This window comes from Pseudomonas sp. LSJ-87 (assembly GCF_032971465.1).
Classification (GTDB): domain Bacteria; phylum Pseudomonadota; class Gammaproteobacteria; order Pseudomonadales; family Pseudomonadaceae; genus Aquipseudomonas; species Aquipseudomonas putida_Z.
The window spans coordinates 14,755-29,800 of the sequence record NZ_JAWJYQ010000022.1 but is presented as its reverse complement, the minus strand read 5'-3'; the positions used below and the strand labels follow the sequence as shown (position 1 = coordinate 29,800).

The following is a 15,046-nucleotide window of genomic DNA, read 5'->3' as shown; positions in this document are numbered from 1 at the left end:
GCATCAGGGCCTACAGGTGTCCGCCACAACATTTTTGGCGCCTGTGAGACCGAGCGCCGCCCGCGCGGCGCATCGCCGGCAAGCCGGCTCCCACATCTGTTTCGGGCCAGTCTCTTCTGTGCCTGGCGCGCGCGACCCCTTGTTTGTACGACACGATATCGAAGGTAGCGCTGCTGCTCTTCTGCAATCTCCAGCCATGCACCCCAGGGTGCGAGTGCGCAGGAGGCAGGAGTAACTGGCCCGAAACAGATGTGGGAGCCGGCTTGCCGGCGATGCGCCGCGCGGGCGGCGCTCGATCTCATAGGCGCTGTACAGGTCAAGGCATTCACCTTGGGGCCCTGATACTATTCTCCCGTCGCCCTTCCGAAACTTCCTGTCGCTTTGTCGTCAGAAGCTGTCGCCCCACTGTAAATTTATCCGTAACGTCGTTAGAATCGATCCCTTTCCGTACAACCCCGTGGAGTGATGGCATGGCGGACGTAAAAAAGGTCGTACTGGCGTATTCCGGCGGCCTTGATACTTCGGTGATTCTCAAGTGGCTGCAGGATACCTACAACTGCGAAGTGGTGACCTTCACCGCTGACCTGGGTCAGGGCGAAGAGGTCGAGCCGGCTCGTGCCAAGGCCCAGGCAATGGGCGTTAAAGAGATCTACATCGACGACCTGCGCGAAGAATTCGTGCGTGATTTCGTGTTCCCGATGTTCCGCGCCAACACCGTCTACGAGGGCGAGTACCTGCTGGGTACTTCCATCGCCCGTCCGCTGATCGCCAAGCGCCTGATCGAAATCGCCAACGAAACCGGCGCCGACGCCATTTCCCACGGCGCCACCGGCAAAGGCAACGACCAGGTGCGTTTCGAACTGGGTGCCTACGCCTTGAAGCCAGGCGTCAAGGTAATCGCCCCATGGCGTGAGTGGGACCTGCTGTCCCGCGAGAAGCTGATGGACTACGCCGAGAAGCACGGCATCCCGATCGAGCGCCACGGCAAGAAGAAGTCGCCGTACTCGATGGACGCCAACCTGCTGCACATCTCCTACGAAGGCGGTGTCCTGGAAGATACCTGGACCGAGCACGAAGAAGACATGTGGCGCTGGAGCGTCTCGCCCGAGAACGCCCCGGACCAGGCTACCTACATCGAGCTGACCTACCGCAACGGTGACATCGTTGCCATCGACGGTGTCGAGAAGACCCCGGCCACCGTCCTGGCCGACCTGAACCGTATCGGTGGTGCCAATGGCATCGGCCGTCTGGACATCGTCGAGAACCGTTACGTCGGCATGAAGTCGCGTGGCTGCTACGAGACCCCAGGCGGCACCATCATGCTCAAGGCCCACCGTGCCATCGAGTCGATCACCCTGGACCGCGAAGTCGCTCACCTGAAGGATGAGCTGATGCCGAAGTACGCCAGCCTGATCTACACCGGCTACTGGTGGAGCCCGGAGCGTCTGATGCTGCAGCAGATGATCGACGCTTCGCAGGTCAACGTGAACGGCGTGGTACGCCTGAAGCTGTACAAGGGCAACGTCACCGTTGTCGGCCGCAAGTCGGACGACTCGCTGTTCGATGCCAACATCGCTACCTTCGAGGAAGATGGCGGCGCCTACAACCAGGCGGACGCAGCGGGCTTCATCAAGCTCAACGCCCTGCGTATGCGCATTGCTGCCAACAAGGGCCGCTCGCTGCTCTGATCGCTGGCATGTGAAACAAGAACCCCGGCCCAGGCCGGGGTTTTTTTTGTCTGTGATATCAATGGCCGTCGTTCGCCTGCTGTCCATCAAGCGCGCTGATCGATAGTTGTGCGCACTGGCGTCTATCCAGGTTGCAAAAGCGCCACGTGCGCGCTTGCTGCGGCGGTTGGGCAAGGGCGGACAGCAATTGCTGCTCCATCATGCGATAGGCATCGGGGCCGGAAAACATGAATGTGACAGGCTCGCCCTGCAGCGCTTCGCTGGTATTACCGGGCGTTGCATGTTTGGCCACATCGCTCTGTGTCGACGTGTTGTCATTTGCCGTCCTGTTTGATGAAGGGTCGTAGAACGACTTGTAATTGAAGTTGAGCGTGAGGAAGAACAGTGCCGTCAGGAAGAATGGGAAGCCCACCAGGAACCAGGTATAGAGCTTTTGGCTGGATTCGCTGAGAAACGGCAATGTGGCAAGGGCGGAGGCTTCGATAATCCCTGCGAAGATGGCAATGATCGTCAGCGGGGCGACAGGCTGTACTTGGTGCATATGGGTCGTCTCCAGCGATTTTGCACATCTTTACCTTACGGCGATGCTCAACTAAAGACTGGATTGTTTCCCGGGTGAGAATAATCGCTTGAAATCCTGATGACGGTGTTTGTTCAGTGCATTTGAGCTGAATATTTCCTGAGGTGTCGGCCGGTTTCCAACTGGTGCACTTTTACCGGCCGGTGATACCGTTCACTCGGTAACAGGGAATTTGATTGTTACAAGTGCATCAGTTGAGTGTAGGAAATTTCTGTAAGTGTTGTAGGTTCTATCTGTTCATATATTTCGCCGGTAAATCACCGCGCCAGTAAGCGTTCTGTAGGTTATCTTGGCGGGCCAAAGCAAAAGCAATGAATGGATATCGCATGAATAAAGTGCTTATCGTGGATGATCATCCGGTCATACGCCTGGCCGTACGCATGCTGATGGAGCGGCATGGGTATGACGTCGTGGCGGAAACCGACAACGGGGTGGCTGCGCTGCAACTCACACGGCAACATCTGCCGGATATCGTGGTGCTCGATATCGGTATCCCCAAGCTGGATGGCCTGGAGGTGATCGGTCGCATGACAACTTTCAGCCCGGGCAGCAAGGTGCTGGTGCTCACATCGCAGGCCCCCGGCAACTTCTCGATGCGCTGCATGCAGGCGGGGGCGGCGGGGTATGTGTGCAAGCAGCAGGAACTCACCGAGCTGCTGAGCGCCATCAAGGCCGTACTGTCGGGCTACAGCTACTTCCCCAACCAGGCCTTGCATGTGTCACGTGGCAGGGGCGGAAGCGAGACGGATATGGTCAACCGCCTCTCGGCGCGCGAGATGACCGTGTTGCAACAGCTGGCGCGAGGGCGTTCCAACAAGGAGATTGCCGACAGCATGTTTCTCAGCAACAAGACGGTCAGTACCTATAAGTCGCGCCTGTTGCTCAAGCTCAATGCGCGCTCGCTGGTCGATCTGATCGAGCTGGCGCAGCGGCAAGGGTTGAACTGACCGCCAAGGCCGTAAAGCCTCCAGCCAGGAGGCTTTGCCAGGGTTACAGATCGTAGTCGAAGTCGGCCAGCTGCTTCTGCAGGCGCCTTTCTTCCAGCATATTGTCGATGGTGCGGCGCTTGCTCAGGTTGGTCTTTGCGGTTTCCACCTGGGGTTCCGCTTCGTCATCCGCGGCAACAAAATCATCTTCGATCGACAGGTCGTCTTTATCGCTACTCATGAGTCGCTCCAAGCCAAGGGGCCATTGGCCGTCCTTATAACCAGAAAGCAGACGCTGGTAAAAAAGATTTTTTCAATCGCTGCAGGTGGTTTCCAGCTATCGACTCAATCGTCGGAGGTCTTGTGCTTGTACTCGCACAAGTCTTCGATCCGGCAACTGCCGCAGCGCGGCTTGCGTGCCTGGCACACATAGCGCCCGTGCAGGATCAGCCAGTGGTGGGCGTCGAGCAGGTAATCCTTTGGCACGAACTTGATCAGCTTTTTCTCCACTTCCAGCACCGTCTTGCCTGGTGCAATACCCGTGCGGTTGCTGACCCGGAAGATATGGGTATCCACCGCCATGGTTGGCTGGCGGAACGCCGTGTTGAGCACCACGTTGGCGGTCTTGCGGCCCACGCCGGGCAGCGCCTCCAGGGCTTCGCGGGTTTGCGGTACCTGGCTGCCATGGCGTTCGATCAGCAGTCGGCAGGCTTCGATGACGTTCTTGGCCTTGCTGTTGTACAAGCCAATGGTCTTGATGTACTCGCTCAGGCCTTCGACGCCCAGCGCATAGATGGCCTCGGGGGTGTTGGCGACCGGGAACAGGCGTGCGGTGGCCTTGTTGACGCCGACATCGGTGGACTGCGCAGACAGTGTCACGGCGACCAGCAGTTCGAACGGGGTGGTGTAGGCCAGTTCGGTCTTCGGGTCGGGGTTGTCTTCGTGCAGCCTGCGAAAGATCTCCAGGCGTTTGGCGGCATTCATGAAATCAGAGCTTTCCTTGACGACGTGGTTGGGCGGGGCCCGGACGCAGGCGATTGTACAAGGCCAACAGCAGTCCGAGCAGTAGCAAGGCGCCCGGGGCCAGGCTGGCCAGGTGCAGGCCGGTGCCGTCGGCCAACCATTGGCGGCTGGCGCCGAGCAGCAGGCATGTGGCAAGCAGCGCACAAAGGTGGCCGGCGAGCAGGCGCCAGCGCCCTTGATCGGGCAGCAGGTGGTCAGTGGCCAGGCATTGCAGGCACAGCAGTGCGGGATAGTGGCCGAGGGCAAGTGCCACTGGCAGCAGCCAGGCACGCAGTGCCAGTTGCAGGCAACTGGCCAGGGCCGCCAACAGCAGCAGGCTGGCCAGCACATAGGTCCAGGTGGCAAGCCGCTGGCGCAGGGGGGCCAGCAACAGCTGGTGAAGGCTGCTCATCAGCACCGCACACACGCCGATGGTGGCGCCTTCGCTCAGTGTTCGGGTGGCGCCCAACAGGGGCACCAGGCTTGCGCCGAGCAGGTAGAACCTATTCATGAGAGCCGCCCTCCAGCAATACGCTGCGCTGCTCATCGAAGTAGCTCAGCGCTTCCTGCAGCGCGCCGATCACCGCCCGTGAGGTCACGGTTGCGCCAGCCAACTGGTCAAAGTCGCCCTGGTCGCGCTTCAGCGCCCAGCGATCGCCCAACTGGCGGTTGGCAAATTGCCCAAGCCAGTTCAGCTGCGGATCACCCAGGCGTGCACCCAGCCCGGGGCTTTCCTGTTGCTCGACTACCTGGCTGCCGATCAGCCGGCCGTCCGCGGTGATGGCCACGCTCAGCACGATCGGCCCGGCATAGCCCTGGGCCTGGGTGACCAGGATGATGGCGGCCGGCTTGCCCGCCAGCGTCGCCCGGTAAGCTGCCAGGATACGGCTGTTTGGCCGCTGTGCGGCGGGCCTGGGCAGCGGGCTGTCCAGGGGCTGGTTGTCGTAACTGCCTTCTGGCAGCACTGCCAGCCGCTGACGGCTATTCAGTTGCTTCTCGGCGTCGGCGATGGCCGCGCTGGTCCAGTGTCGCCAGGCCAGGGTGGCCGACAGTGCCAGTACCCCGGTCAGTAGCAGCAGGCCCACATCACGTACCAGGCGTTTCATCGTGCAACCTGCTGGCGCTGCAAAGCCAGGCGTTCGAGGCTCGGCGCCATGAGGTTCATCAGCAGGATGGCGAACGCCGTACCGTCCGGGTAGCTGCCCCAGGTGCGGATCAGGTAGATCAGCAGGCCCGCCCCCAGGCCAAACCCCAGCTTCGCCCACTCCTGCCGGGGGCCGGACACCGGTTCGGTGGCAATGAAGAACGCCGCCATCATGGTCGAGCCGGAGAACAGGTGCAGCAGGGGGGAGCCGTTGGAGTCCGAACCCGACCCATTCCAGCCCAGCAGGCTGAACAGGAACAACCCTGCCAGCAGGCCAACCGGCGCATGCCAGCTGATCACCTTGCGTTGCAGCAAAAACAGTCCGCCCAGCAGGAACGCCAGGTTGACCCATTCGCTGCCCCGCCCTCCGATGCTGCCAAAGCCCGGGTGGCTGGCGAACAGTTCATCGATGGTCAGGCTGCGGTTGTGGCGCAGGCCGTCGAGCAGTGTCGGCCGGGCCCAGGCATCGATCTGCTCGCCGCCGGCGAACACCAGCTGCAGGCTGTCGAGCAGGCCTGGTGCCGGCCCTGGCCAATGGTTCATCTGCAACGGGAAGCTCAGCAGCACGAAGGCGTAGCCGACCATGGCCGGGTTGAACAGGTTGCGCCCGACCCCGCCAAAGGCCTGCTTGCCGATGCCGATGGCAACACTGGCTGCGACCACAGGCAACCACCAGGGCGCCAGGGTGGGCAGGGCGGCGGCCAGCAGCACGGCGGTCACCAGCGCGCTGCCGTCGTTCAGCGCCGTGCGCAGCGGTTGTGCTCGCAAGGTAAGCAACAGCGCCTCGCACAGCAGCGCGGCGCTGGCGCACAGCAACAGGTTCAGTAGCAAACTCCAGCCATGCAGCCAGAACAGCGCCAGCAGGCCAGGTACGCAGGCCAGCAACACCAGGCCCATGCTGGTGCGTAGCCGCGGGTCGGGCTTGGCGGTCATTGGGCGAACAGCCCGTTGAAGCCGGAAAACGCCATGGCCATTACCCCGGCCCCAAGCAGTTCGATGGGCAGGCCGCGCATTGCCCCCGGGACGTCGGCATGAGCGCTGCGCTGGCGCAGGTCGGCGAACAGCACCAACGCCAGCCAGAAGCCGCCGCCGGCCAGCAGGCCTTGCAGCAAGATAGCGAGCCATGTGCTGTCGTCGCTTGCCTGTTGCAGGGCCAGCCCCAGTACTACCGCGTTGCTCAACAGCAGCGCGGGCAGTTGCGTCACCGGCCAGCTCGGGCGCCACCTTGTCAGCAGCCATGGCACGCCCCAGGCAAGCACGGCCAGCCAGGGCAGCAACAGGAACAGGGCAAGGTCCTGGGCCTGCAGCGGGGCAAGCACCCCGCGCACCAGTAGTTGTGCGCCGATCACGCCCAAGGCAATGCACAGTGCGCAGGCGAGGCCGTGCACATGGAGGTGCAGCCTTGCGAGTGGCTGTTTTTGCAGGCACAGGTGATTGACCAGCGCAGCGCTGATCAGGACCAGGATGTAGTCGCTCATGAGTTGACGATAGCCGGGAATCGGGGCGATTGTCCGGGTTTGGCATCAAGGGGCCGGAGTCATTGTGGGAGCGGGCGAGCCCGCGAACACCAGCAACGCCGGTGCCATGCACCGCGTAGTCAGTTTCGCGGGCACGCCCGCTCCCACAAGGTTCAGCAGGTTTCGTTACTTGATGCGCTGGCCCGGCTTGGCACCGCTGTCCGGGCTCAGCAGGTAGATCTCTTCACCGCCAGGCCCGGCCGCCATGACCATGCCTTCGGACACGCCAAAGCGCATCTTGCGTGGCTTGAGGTTGGCCACCATCATGGTCAGGCGGCCTTCCAGCTGGGACGGGTCGGGGTAGGCCGACTTGATGCCGGAGAACACGTTGCGGCGCTCGTCACCGATGTCCAGGGTCAGTTGCAGCAGCTTGTCGGCACCCGGCACGGCTTCGGCCTTGACGATCAGTGCAACGCGCAGGTCGACGGCAGCGAAGGTGTCGAACTCGATTTCCGCCGACAGCGGGTCCTTGGCCAGCTCGCCGTTGCCGGCCGGGGCCTTGGCTTCGGCGGCCAGCAGGTCTTCCTTGCTGGCGGCGACCATGGCTTCGACCTTGGCCGGTTCGATACGGCTCATCAGCGCCTTGAACGGGTTCAGCTGGTGGTTTTCCAGGCGCGACAGGTGGTCGTTCCAGGTCAGCGGTGCCACGTTGAGGAAGGCCTCGGCGTCGGCGGCCAGTACCGGCAGCACCGGCTTGAGGAAGATCACCAGTTGGCGGAACAGGTTGATGCCCTGGGCGCAGATGGCCTGCACTTCATCCTGCTTGCCTTCCTGTTTGGCCAGCGACCATGGGGCCTTGTCGGCGATCCAGGCGTTGGCGCGGTCGGCCAGCGCCATGATTTCGCGCATGGCACGGCCGAAGTCGCGGCCTTCATAGGCGTCGGCGATCGACGGGGCGGCCGCCAGGAAGGCTTCGGTCAGCTCCGGTGCGGCATCGCCAGCCACCATCACGCCTTCGTTGCCCTTGTGGATGAAACCGGCGCAGCGGCTGGCGATGTTGACCACCTTGCCGACCAGGTCGGAGTTGACCTTCTGCACGAAGTCTTCCAGGTTCAAGTCCAGGTCATCGACGCCACGGCCCAGCTTGGCCGCGTAGTAGTAACGCAGGTATTCCGGCTGCAGGTGGTCGAGGTAGGTGCGGGCCTTGATGAAGGTGCCGCGCGACTTGGACATCTTGGCGCCGTTCACGGTCAGGTAGCCGTGCACGTTGACCGCGCTCGGCTTGCGGAAGCCGGCGCCTTCGAGCATGGCTGGCCAGAACAGGGCGTGGAAGTTGACGATGTCCTTGCCGATGAAGTGGTACAGCTCGGTCTTGGAGCCCTCGTTCCAGAACGCGTCGAAGTCCAGCTCCGGGCGGCGTGCGCAGAGGTTCTTGAAGCTGGCCATGTAGCCGATCGGTGCGTCCAGCCACACGTAGAAGTACTTGCCTGGCTCGCCCGGGATCTCGAAGCCGAAGTACGGCGCGTCGCGGGAGATGTCCCATTCCTGCAGGCCCGAGTCCAGCCATTCGGCCAGCTTGTTGGCTACCGCGTCCTGCAGCGTGCCGCTACGGGTCCACTGCTGCAGCATGGCCTGGAAGTCCGGCAGCTTGAAGAAGAAGTGCTGGGAATCACGCAGTACCGGGGTGGCGCCGGAGATCGCCGACTTGGGGTTCTTCAGCTCGGTGGGCGCGTAGGTGGCGCCGCATTTTTCGCAGTTGTCGCCGTACTGGTCTTCGGCCGCGCACTTGGGGCAGGTGCCCTTGATGAAGCGGTCGGCGAGGAACATGCCCTTTTCCGGGTCGAAGTACTGGGTCACCGAACGGGTGGCGATGTGCCCGGCGTCACGCAGGCGCGCGTAGATCAGGCTCGACAGCTCGCGGTTTTCTTCGCTGTGGGTGGAGTGGAAATTGTCGAAATCCACCAGGAAGTCGGCGAAATCGCTGCTGTGTTCGGCCTGGACGTTGGCGATCAGCTGTTCCGGGGTGATGCCTTCCTTCTCGGCGCGCAGCATGATGGCCGAACCGTGGGCGTCGTCGGCGCAGACGTAGATACACTGGTTGCCGCGCAGCTTCTGGAAGCGGACCCACATGTCTGTCTGGATGTACTCGAGCATATGGCCAAGGTGGATCGATCCGTTGGCATAGGGCAAGGCGCTGGTGACGAGAATCTGACGTGGCTCGGACATGGTGGCTCGGCTACTTATCTGGCGACGGGGTAAAAATGAGGTTGATCGGCCACTATAAAGGGCTGGCGAAGATATTTCACCCCGCATGCGCATCTGCTGACGATTGACGGGTTAGGATAGGCGTCTGTTTTACATTCAGTTTGCCATTGGGAGTCTCCATGAGTGCCGTCACCCGTGCCGCCGTCGAAGGCGTGCTTCGCCAGTACACCGACCCCTACCTGAACCAGGACCCGGTCAGCGCCGGCTGCGTGCGCGCCATCGATATCCAGGGCGGGCAGGTCAGCGTGCAGTTGCAGCTGGGTTATGCCGCAGGGCTGTTCAAGAACGGCTGGGCCCAGGTGTTGCAGGCCGCCATCGGCAACCTCGAGGGCGTCAGCGGTGCCCAGGTGTCGATCGACTGCGTGGTGGCCGCGCACAAGGCCCAGGCCCAGGTGCCGGCAATGGCCAATGTCAAGAACATCATCGCCGTGGCCTCGGGCAAGGGCGGTGTGGGCAAGTCGACCACCGCGGCCAACCTGGCCCTGGCGCTGGCCCGCGAGGGTGCGCGGGTGGGTATTCTCGATGCCGATATCTATGGCCCCAGCCAGGGCGTGATGTTCGGCATCGCCGAAGGCACCCGCCCGCAGATTCGCGAGCAGAAGTGGTTCGTGCCGATCAAGGCCCATGGCGTGGAAGTCATGTCCATGGCGTTCCTGACTGACGACAACACGCCGATGGTATGGCGTGGCCCGATGGTTTCCGGCGCGCTGCTGCAGCTGGTGACCCAGACCGCCTGGGACGACCTGGATTACCTGGTGATCGACATGCCGCCGGGCACCGGTGACATCCAGCTGACCCTGGCGCAGAAGGTACCGGTGGCCGGTTCGGTGATCGTCACCACCCCACAGGACCTGGCCTTGCTGGATGCCAAGAAGGGCGTGGAGATGTTCCGCAAGGTCAACATCCCGGTGCTGGGCGTGGTGGAGAACATGGCCGTGCACATCTGCTCGAACTGCGGCCATGCCGAGCACCTGTTCGGCGAAGGCGGTGGCGAGAAGCTGGCGAGCCAGTATGGCGTCGACCTGCTGGCGTCGTTGCCGCTGTCGATGCTGATCCGCGAGCAGGCCGATAGTGGCAAGCCGACGGCGATCGCCGAGCCGGAAAGCCAGATTGCCATGGTTTATCAGGAACTGGCCCGCCAGGTGGGCGCGCGGATCGTGCTGCAGGAAGCTGCTGCGCCGGCGATGCCTAGCATTACCATCAGCGAAGATTGACTGGCAGACCGAGTCGCCTGCTTCGCGGGTAAACCCGCTCCCACAGGTACAGCGCAGCCTTCAAGTACCGCGCTGTCCCTGTGGGAGCGGGTTTACCCGCGAAGAGGCCGGCTCGGTCTTTCGGCCAGGCATAAAAAACCCGCCGGAAGGCGGGTTTTTTGAAAGCTAGGAAGCTTCGATCGACTTAGGCGATCTGAACTTCTTCAGCCTGCATGCCTTTCTGGCCGCGGGTAGCGACGAAAGTAACAGCCTGGCCTTCTTTCAGGGTTTTGAAGCCGTCAGCTTGGATGGCTTTGAAGTGCACGAACAGGTCGTCGCCCGACTGAGGGGTGATGAAGCCGTAGCCTTTCTCATCGTTGAACCACTTAACAACACCGGATTGACGGTTGGACATTTTTCTGTCTCCTTGGACAATTTGATAACGGTCAGGAAAAACCCTGGCCGGGACTGAGCGCAAAGAGAGCAGAAAATTCAGCGATGGGCCGATCAGGATCGTGCATCAAACTAGAGATTCTCGGTGTCACGTGCAGCACAGTGGCGCCACCTTACCCCACTTTCCGCAACCTGCCAATGGTCAGAAGGCGCTTTACGCAAATTCGGATCGACGGCGGCTGCAGCCCCCGCCCGGCGCGGGATGAGGCATGGAACTTTAACCTGGGCGCCGGGACCGGTAAGATGCGCGTCTCGAATTTTCACCTCGCAACTCTTCAGGACACCCCGCCATGAGCATCAAATCGGACAAGTGGATTCGCCGCATGGCGCAGGAACACGGCATGATCGAACCGTTCGTCGAGCGCCAGGTGCGCGGCGAACAGGACAGCCGGGTGATCTCCTTCGGCGTCTCCAGCTACGGCTACGACGTGCGCTGCGCCGACGAATTCAAGGTGTTTACCAACATCAATTCGGCCACCGTCGACCCGAAGAACTTCGATGCCGGCAGTTTCGTCGACATCAAGAGCGACGTATGCATCATCCCGCCGAACTCCTTCGCCCTGGCGCGCACCGTCGAGTATTTCCGCATTCCGCGTGATGTGCTGACCATCTGCCTGGGCAAGAGCACCTACGCCCGTTGCGGCATCATCGTCAACGTCACCCCGCTCGAGCCCGAGTGGGAAGGCCATGTGACACTGGAGTTCTCCAACACCACCACGCTGCCGGCGAAGATCTACGCCAACGAAGGTGTGGCCCAGATGCTGTTCCTGCAGTCCGACGAAGAGTGCGAAGTGTCGTACAAGGACCGTGGCGGCAAGTACCAGGGCCAACGCGGCGTCACCCTGCCGCGTACCTGAGCCGACGAGCGCGGGGAATTCCCCGCGCCTTTGGCACTCCAACTGGATAACGCCGGTGCGCATGATGCGCAGCGGCCTTGTCAGGAGCAGCCAATGAAACTCCACCCCGCAATCAGTGCCAAGCTGGCAGGTCTGCAGCCCAACCACGTCGGGTTGCTGCCATGGTCACTGCTGGCACACCCGCTGCCCATGCAGGCGGGCGGCGTGCCCCACCAACCTGACCCGGATACCCCGCAACCGCCGGAGCCCGGTGAAACACCACCCATGGAACCGGGCGAGCCAACCTTGCCTGATGAGCCTCCTCCGGCGCCTGTAGCCTGAGTGCACTCGGCTAGAGCGCCCAGACACGGTCTGCCCCTGCCAGGTACACGCGGCTGGCGCTCGTGGGCGCGATTTCCCAACCCCCGGTGAATTCACCGAACGCCGGCAACAGGCTGACCTGGCCATCGATCAGGAAGCAGGGCAGTCGCAGGCGTTGCCGAGCCTTGCCACGCAGTACAAATACCGGATGTACATGGCCTGCCAGTACCGGGTGGCTGGGGTGCGGTTCGGGTTCGTGCTGGAGCGCGAAGGGTTCCAGCAGCCAGGGTTCGTTCATGACTTCTATTTCGAGCGACACGGGTGGATCACCGGCGTTGCGATCATGATTGCCGCGTATCAGCACGATTTTCAGGGCCTTGTGCCGTTCCCTCCATGTCTGCAGCCTGGTGAGCGTTGATGGCGCCCGCGCTGTTCGGGCATGCAGGAAATCGCCAAGAACGATCAGTTGCTCGCAATCATGCGCGGCCAGCAATGCATCCAGACGCTCGAGTGTCGCTTCGGTGGTGCCGCGTGGCACCGGTTGGTGCAGGGCGCGATAGCTTGCTGCCTTGCCGATGTGCACGTCGGCCACCAGCAGGGCACGACGGGCTGGCCAGTAGATGGCCTTGTCCGAAAGCAGCCAGAGCACCTGGCCATGGTGTTCGATGGATAGAAAGCTGGTCATTCCGTAGCGTCCGCCGCACTGTTCAGTTCCGCGACCATCCTGGCAATCCGGTCCGCCAGTTTCTCGGTGCTCAACGTTTCGCGCATGCCTTCCACCAACAAGGCAAATGCCAAAGGCCCGGGCCGCTCAAGCTTTCGCAGCTCCAGCCGTAACTGCCCCATTTTCAGCAATTGCCGGTGCAGCCGGTCGATCTCCAGTTCCTCATTCAGCACTTCGTCCCGAGCCTGGGCCAGCAGCAAGTTGCCGGCGTCGTGCTTGCGAAATACCTCATAGAACAACCCGCTGGAGGCCTGGATCTGCCTCAGGCTTTTCTGCGCCGCCGGATACCCGCCAAACACCAGCCCGGCAATCTGCGCGATCTCGCGAAAACGGCGCAATGCCATTTCTCCAGCATTGAGGCTGGCCAGCACATCCTCCAGCAGGTGTTCGGTACCCAGCGCCTGTGGCAGATGCGTTGCCCAGTCCACGTTGCCCGGGCTGAGCAGTTCGAACCCGTAGTCATTGACGGCAATCGAAACCGAAAGCGGCTGCACGCGGCTCACTCGCCAGGCAATCAGGTTGGCCAGGCCAAGGTTGGCCATGCGTCCGGCGAACGGGTACAGGAACAGGTGCCAACCTTGGCGCGACTTGAAGGTCTCGGCCAGCAGCGTGCCGGAGGTGGGCAGCGCCGACCATAGCGCCTGCAAGGTCAGCAGAGGGCGCACTGCACGCATCTCCGGGCCTCGGAAGCACCCTTGGGATGCTGCGCCAAGCTGCTCGACCAGTGCGTCGGCCAGTTCGCTGGAAAGCGGCATGCGGCCACCATTCCAGCGAGCGACCGCTGCCTTGCGCGCGGTGCTGCGGCGTACGTAGGCGGTCATGTTTTCCACGCGCACCAGTTCCAGCACTCGCCCGGCGAACACCAAGGTATCGCCAGGGCGCAAACGGGCAATGAACGCCTCTTCGACGCTGCCCAGCGCCTTGCCTCCGCCGCCCTTGCTCCAGTACTTGAGCTGCAGGCTGGCGTCGCTGACGATAGTACCGATACTCATGCGGTGGCGACGTGCCAGGCGTTCGCTGGCAACCCGGTAAGCACCGTCGGCCTGGCGCTCGACGCGCTGGTAGTCCGGGTAGGCGCTGAGTGAACTGCCGCCATGGCAGACGAAGTCCAGCGCCCATTGCCACTGGCTGTCGCGCAACTCGCGAAAGGCCCAGGTGCTGCGCACTTCGGCCAGTAACTGCTCCGGGTGAAAGCCACTGCCCAGGGCCATGCTGACCAAGTGTTGCACCAGCACGTCGATGCACAAGCGCGGCGAATGACGGGCCTCGATGTGCCCGGCTGCCAAGGCCTGCCTGGCGGCGGCTGCTTCCACCAGTTCCAGGCTGTGGGTGGGCACCAGAGTAACCCGGGAGCGCCGCCCCGGCGCGTGGCCGGAGCGCCCGGCCCGTTGCACGAGGCGGGCAATGCCCTTGGCGGAACCGATCTGCAGTACTCGCTCCACGGGCAGGAAGTCCACCCCCAGGTCCAGGCTGGAGGTGCAGACCACTGCCTTCAGGCTGCCTTGCTTGAGGCTGCGCTCGACCCAGTCACGGGTATCGCGGGCCAGCGAGGCATGGTGCAAGGCAATCAGGCCGGCCCAGTCGGGGCGTGCTTCGAGCAGGGCCTGGTACCAGAGTTCGGCCTGCGCCCGCGTGTTGGTGAATACCAGGCAACTGGTGCTGGCATCGATCTCCCGGCTGACCTGGTCGAGCATCTTTAAACCCATGTGCCCGGCCCAGGGGAAGCGCTCGATAGCCGTTGGCAGCAGGGTATCGACCTGCAGCGGCTTGTCTTGTCGGCCTTGTACCAGCAAGCCGCCTTGTGGCAGCAATACGTCCAGCGCATGTTGAAGATTGCCGAGGGTGGCGGACAGGCCCCATGTCGGCAGGCTCGGGTGCCAGTGGCGCAGGTGGGCCAGCGCCAGTTGCAGTTGTACCCCGCGCTTGTTGCCCAGCAGTTCGTGCCATTCGTCCACCACTACCAGGCGCAGCGTGGCGAAGTCTTCGCGGGCTTGTGCCCGGGTCAACAGCAGCGTAAGGCTTTCAGGGGTAGTGACCAGTACGCTGGGCAGGCGCCGTGCTTGCCGGGCACGTTCGGCGCTGCCGGTGTCGCCGCTGCGAACGCCCACGCTCCAGGGCAAACCCAGGTCGTCCAGCGGCATCTGCAACGCGCGGGCGGTGTCGGCGGCCAAGGCACGCATGGGGGTAACCCACACCACCTGCAAGGGTGCAGCATGACGCCCCTGGGCTTCGGCCTTGAAGGCCCGCAGCGCGGCGAGCCATACCGCGTAGGTCTTGCCGGCACCGGTACTGGCATGCAGCAAGCCGGATTCGCCCCGTTCCACGGCGGCCCAGACACGGCGCTGGAAAGCGAAAGGCTTCCAGCCACGCTTGGCGAACCAGGCCTTGGCGAGGTCGGTGGCGGCGGGCATGGGGCATAGGGTCCTTCGGTGGCTGTGTTTCTACAGACAACCAGCC

General features: G+C 62.8%; 16 protein-coding genes. 5 read left to right on the top strand and 11 right to left on the bottom strand.

The genetic code is table 11. The features are described from left to right. Positions 1–470 precede the first annotated feature (470 nt). Positions 471–1,688 carry an argininosuccinate synthase gene (locus tag RYH74_RS14395; protein WP_013973956.1) on the top strand — a complete coding sequence of 406 codons (1,218 nt, stop codon included), beginning with the start codon at positions 471–473 and terminating at the stop codon, positions 1,686–1,688. Positions 1,689–1,746: 58 nt separating this feature from the next. Here the strand turns inward: RYH74_RS14395 and RYH74_RS14390 are convergent, their stop codons facing one another. Then, entirely contained in the window at positions 1,747–2,229 is a 483-nt protein-coding gene (locus tag RYH74_RS14390) for a hypothetical protein (protein ID WP_317409627.1), read from the bottom strand. 365 nt (positions 2,230–2,594) lie between these two features. Between RYH74_RS14390 and RYH74_RS14385 the strand changes: the two genes are divergently transcribed. Next, positions 2,595–3,215 carry a response regulator transcription factor gene (locus tag RYH74_RS14385; protein WP_023660944.1) on the top strand — a complete coding sequence of 207 codons (621 nt, stop codon included), beginning with the start codon at positions 2,595–2,597 and terminating at the stop codon, positions 3,213–3,215. A 43-nt stretch (positions 3,216–3,258) separates the two neighbouring features. On the opposite strand, the gene RYH74_RS14380 is transcribed toward RYH74_RS14385, so the two are convergent. From RYH74_RS14380 to metG, 7 genes are all read right to left on the bottom strand, one after another. Then, a complete protein-coding gene (locus tag RYH74_RS14380; RefSeq protein ID WP_003258006.1) occupies positions 3,259–3,435 on the bottom strand; it encodes a PA3496 family putative envelope integrity protein in 177 nt (58 codons plus the stop codon). A 104-nt stretch (positions 3,436–3,539) separates the two neighbouring features. Continuing rightward, positions 3,540–4,178 carry an endonuclease III gene (nth, locus tag RYH74_RS14375; protein ID WP_025340388.1) on the bottom strand — a complete coding sequence of 213 codons (639 nt, stop codon included), beginning with the start codon at positions 4,176–4,178 and terminating at the stop codon, positions 3,540–3,542. A 4-nt stretch (positions 4,179–4,182) separates the two neighbouring features. After that, positions 4,183–4,707, bottom strand: a complete 525-nt coding sequence (locus RYH74_RS14370; protein WP_108481803.1) for an Rnf-Nqr domain containing protein — start codon at positions 4,705–4,707, stop codon at positions 4,183–4,185. Further along, on the bottom strand, positions 4,700–5,302 hold the full coding sequence (locus RYH74_RS14365) for an RnfABCDGE type electron transport complex subunit G (protein ID WP_317409626.1): 603 nt from the start codon (positions 5,300–5,302) through the stop codon (positions 4,700–4,702). The genes RYH74_RS14370 and RYH74_RS14365 overlap by 8 nt, the downstream gene beginning before the upstream one ends. Next, complete coding sequence (locus tag RYH74_RS14360; RefSeq protein WP_317409625.1) at positions 5,299–6,273, bottom strand: RnfABCDGE type electron transport complex subunit D; 975 nt, start codon at positions 6,271–6,273, stop codon at positions 5,299–5,301. The genes RYH74_RS14365 and RYH74_RS14360 overlap by 4 nt, the downstream gene beginning before the upstream one ends. Then, on the bottom strand, positions 6,270–6,818 hold the full coding sequence (locus RYH74_RS14355) for an Rnf-Nqr domain containing protein (protein WP_317409624.1): 549 nt from the start codon (positions 6,816–6,818) through the stop codon (positions 6,270–6,272). Before RYH74_RS14355 ends, RYH74_RS14360 begins: the two co-directional genes overlap by 4 nt. 165 nt (positions 6,819–6,983) lie before the next feature. Further along, complete coding sequence (gene metG, locus RYH74_RS14350) at positions 6,984–9,023, bottom strand: methionine--tRNA ligase (RefSeq protein WP_317409623.1); 2,040 nt, start codon at positions 9,021–9,023, stop codon at positions 6,984–6,986. Between the two features lie 158 nt (positions 9,024–9,181). On the opposite strand from metG, the gene apbC reads away from it, so the two are divergent. Further along, complete coding sequence (apbC, locus tag RYH74_RS14345; RefSeq protein ID WP_317409622.1) at positions 9,182–10,276, top strand: iron-sulfur cluster carrier protein ApbC; 1,095 nt, start codon at positions 9,182–9,184, stop codon at positions 10,274–10,276. A gap of 184 nt (positions 10,277–10,460) precedes the next feature. Here the strand turns inward: apbC and RYH74_RS14340 are convergent, their stop codons facing one another. Then, the gene (locus RYH74_RS14340) at positions 10,461–10,670 is read right to left on the bottom strand and encodes a cold-shock protein (protein WP_003254922.1); all 210 of its coding nucleotides are present in this window, start codon (positions 10,668–10,670) and stop codon (positions 10,461–10,463) included. 328 nt (positions 10,671–10,998) lie between these two features. On the opposite strand from RYH74_RS14340, the gene dcd reads away from it, so the two are divergent. Both dcd and RYH74_RS14330 read left to right on the top strand, forming a co-directional pair. After that, positions 10,999–11,565, top strand: a complete 567-nt coding sequence (gene dcd, locus RYH74_RS14335) for a dCTP deaminase (RefSeq protein ID WP_003258001.1) — start codon at positions 10,999–11,001, stop codon at positions 11,563–11,565. Positions 11,566–11,658: 93 nt separating this feature from the next. Beyond that, positions 11,659–11,886 carry a hypothetical protein gene (locus tag RYH74_RS14330; protein WP_003254918.1) on the top strand — a complete coding sequence of 76 codons (228 nt, stop codon included), beginning with the start codon at positions 11,659–11,661 and terminating at the stop codon, positions 11,884–11,886. 10 nt (positions 11,887–11,896) lie between these two features. Here the strand turns inward: RYH74_RS14330 and pdeM are convergent, their stop codons facing one another. Continuing rightward, positions 11,897–12,550, bottom strand: coding sequence for a ligase-associated DNA damage response endonuclease PdeM (gene pdeM, locus RYH74_RS14325; RefSeq protein WP_317409621.1), 654 nt, complete (start codon positions 12,548–12,550; stop codon positions 11,897–11,899). Further along, the gene (locus tag RYH74_RS14320; protein WP_317409620.1) at positions 12,547–15,000 is read right to left on the bottom strand and encodes a ligase-associated DNA damage response DEXH box helicase; all 2,454 of its coding nucleotides are present in this window, start codon (positions 14,998–15,000) and stop codon (positions 12,547–12,549) included. The genes pdeM and RYH74_RS14320 overlap by 4 nt, the downstream gene beginning before the upstream one ends. Positions 15,001–15,046 lie beyond the last annotated feature (46 nt).

Excerpts from the sequence above, each read along its gene's own strand:
- RYH74_RS14360 (WP_317409625.1), bottom strand. The coding sequence starts at position 6,273 with ATGACCGCCAAGCCCGACCCGCGGCTACGCACCAGCATGGGCCTGGTG.
- apbC (WP_317409622.1), top strand. The coding sequence starts at position 9,182 with ATGAGTGCCGTCACCCGTGCCGCCGTCGAAGGCGTGCTTCGCCAGTAC.
- metG (WP_317409623.1), bottom strand. The coding sequence starts at position 9,023 with ATGTCCGAGCCACGTCAGATTCTCGTCACCAGCGCCTTGCCCTATGCC.
- RYH74_RS14395 (WP_013973956.1), top strand. The coding sequence starts at position 471 with ATGGCGGACGTAAAAAAGGTCGTACTGGCGTATTCCGGCGGCCTTGAT.
- pdeM (WP_317409621.1), bottom strand. The coding sequence starts at position 12,550 with ATGACCAGCTTTCTATCCATCGAACACCATGGCCAGGTGCTCTGGCTG.
- RYH74_RS14355 (WP_317409624.1), bottom strand. The coding sequence starts at position 6,818 with ATGAGCGACTACATCCTGGTCCTGATCAGCGCTGCGCTGGTCAATCAC.
- RYH74_RS14330 (WP_003254918.1), top strand. The coding sequence starts at position 11,659 with ATGAAACTCCACCCCGCAATCAGTGCCAAGCTGGCAGGTCTGCAGCCC.
- RYH74_RS14380 (WP_003258006.1), bottom strand. The coding sequence starts at position 3,435 with ATGAGTAGCGATAAAGACGACCTGTCGATCGAAGATGATTTTGTTGCC.
- RYH74_RS14385 (WP_023660944.1), top strand. The coding sequence starts at position 2,595 with ATGAATAAAGTGCTTATCGTGGATGATCATCCGGTCATACGCCTGGCC.
- RYH74_RS14340 (WP_003254922.1), bottom strand. The coding sequence starts at position 10,670 with ATGTCCAACCGTCAATCCGGTGTTGTTAAGTGGTTCAACGATGAGAAA.
- dcd (WP_003258001.1), top strand. The coding sequence starts at position 10,999 with ATGAGCATCAAATCGGACAAGTGGATTCGCCGCATGGCGCAGGAACAC.
- RYH74_RS14390 (WP_317409627.1), bottom strand. The coding sequence starts at position 2,229 with ATGCACCAAGTACAGCCTGTCGCCCCGCTGACGATCATTGCCATCTTC.
- RYH74_RS14320 (WP_317409620.1), bottom strand. The coding sequence starts at position 15,000 with ATGCCCGCCGCCACCGACCTCGCCAAGGCCTGGTTCGCCAAGCGTGGC.
- RYH74_RS14370 (WP_108481803.1), bottom strand. The coding sequence starts at position 4,707 with ATGAATAGGTTCTACCTGCTCGGCGCAAGCCTGGTGCCCCTGTTGGGC.
- nth (WP_025340388.1), bottom strand. The coding sequence starts at position 4,178 with ATGAATGCCGCCAAACGCCTGGAGATCTTTCGCAGGCTGCACGAAGAC.
- RYH74_RS14365 (WP_317409626.1), bottom strand. The coding sequence starts at position 5,302 with ATGAAACGCCTGGTACGTGATGTGGGCCTGCTGCTACTGACCGGGGTA.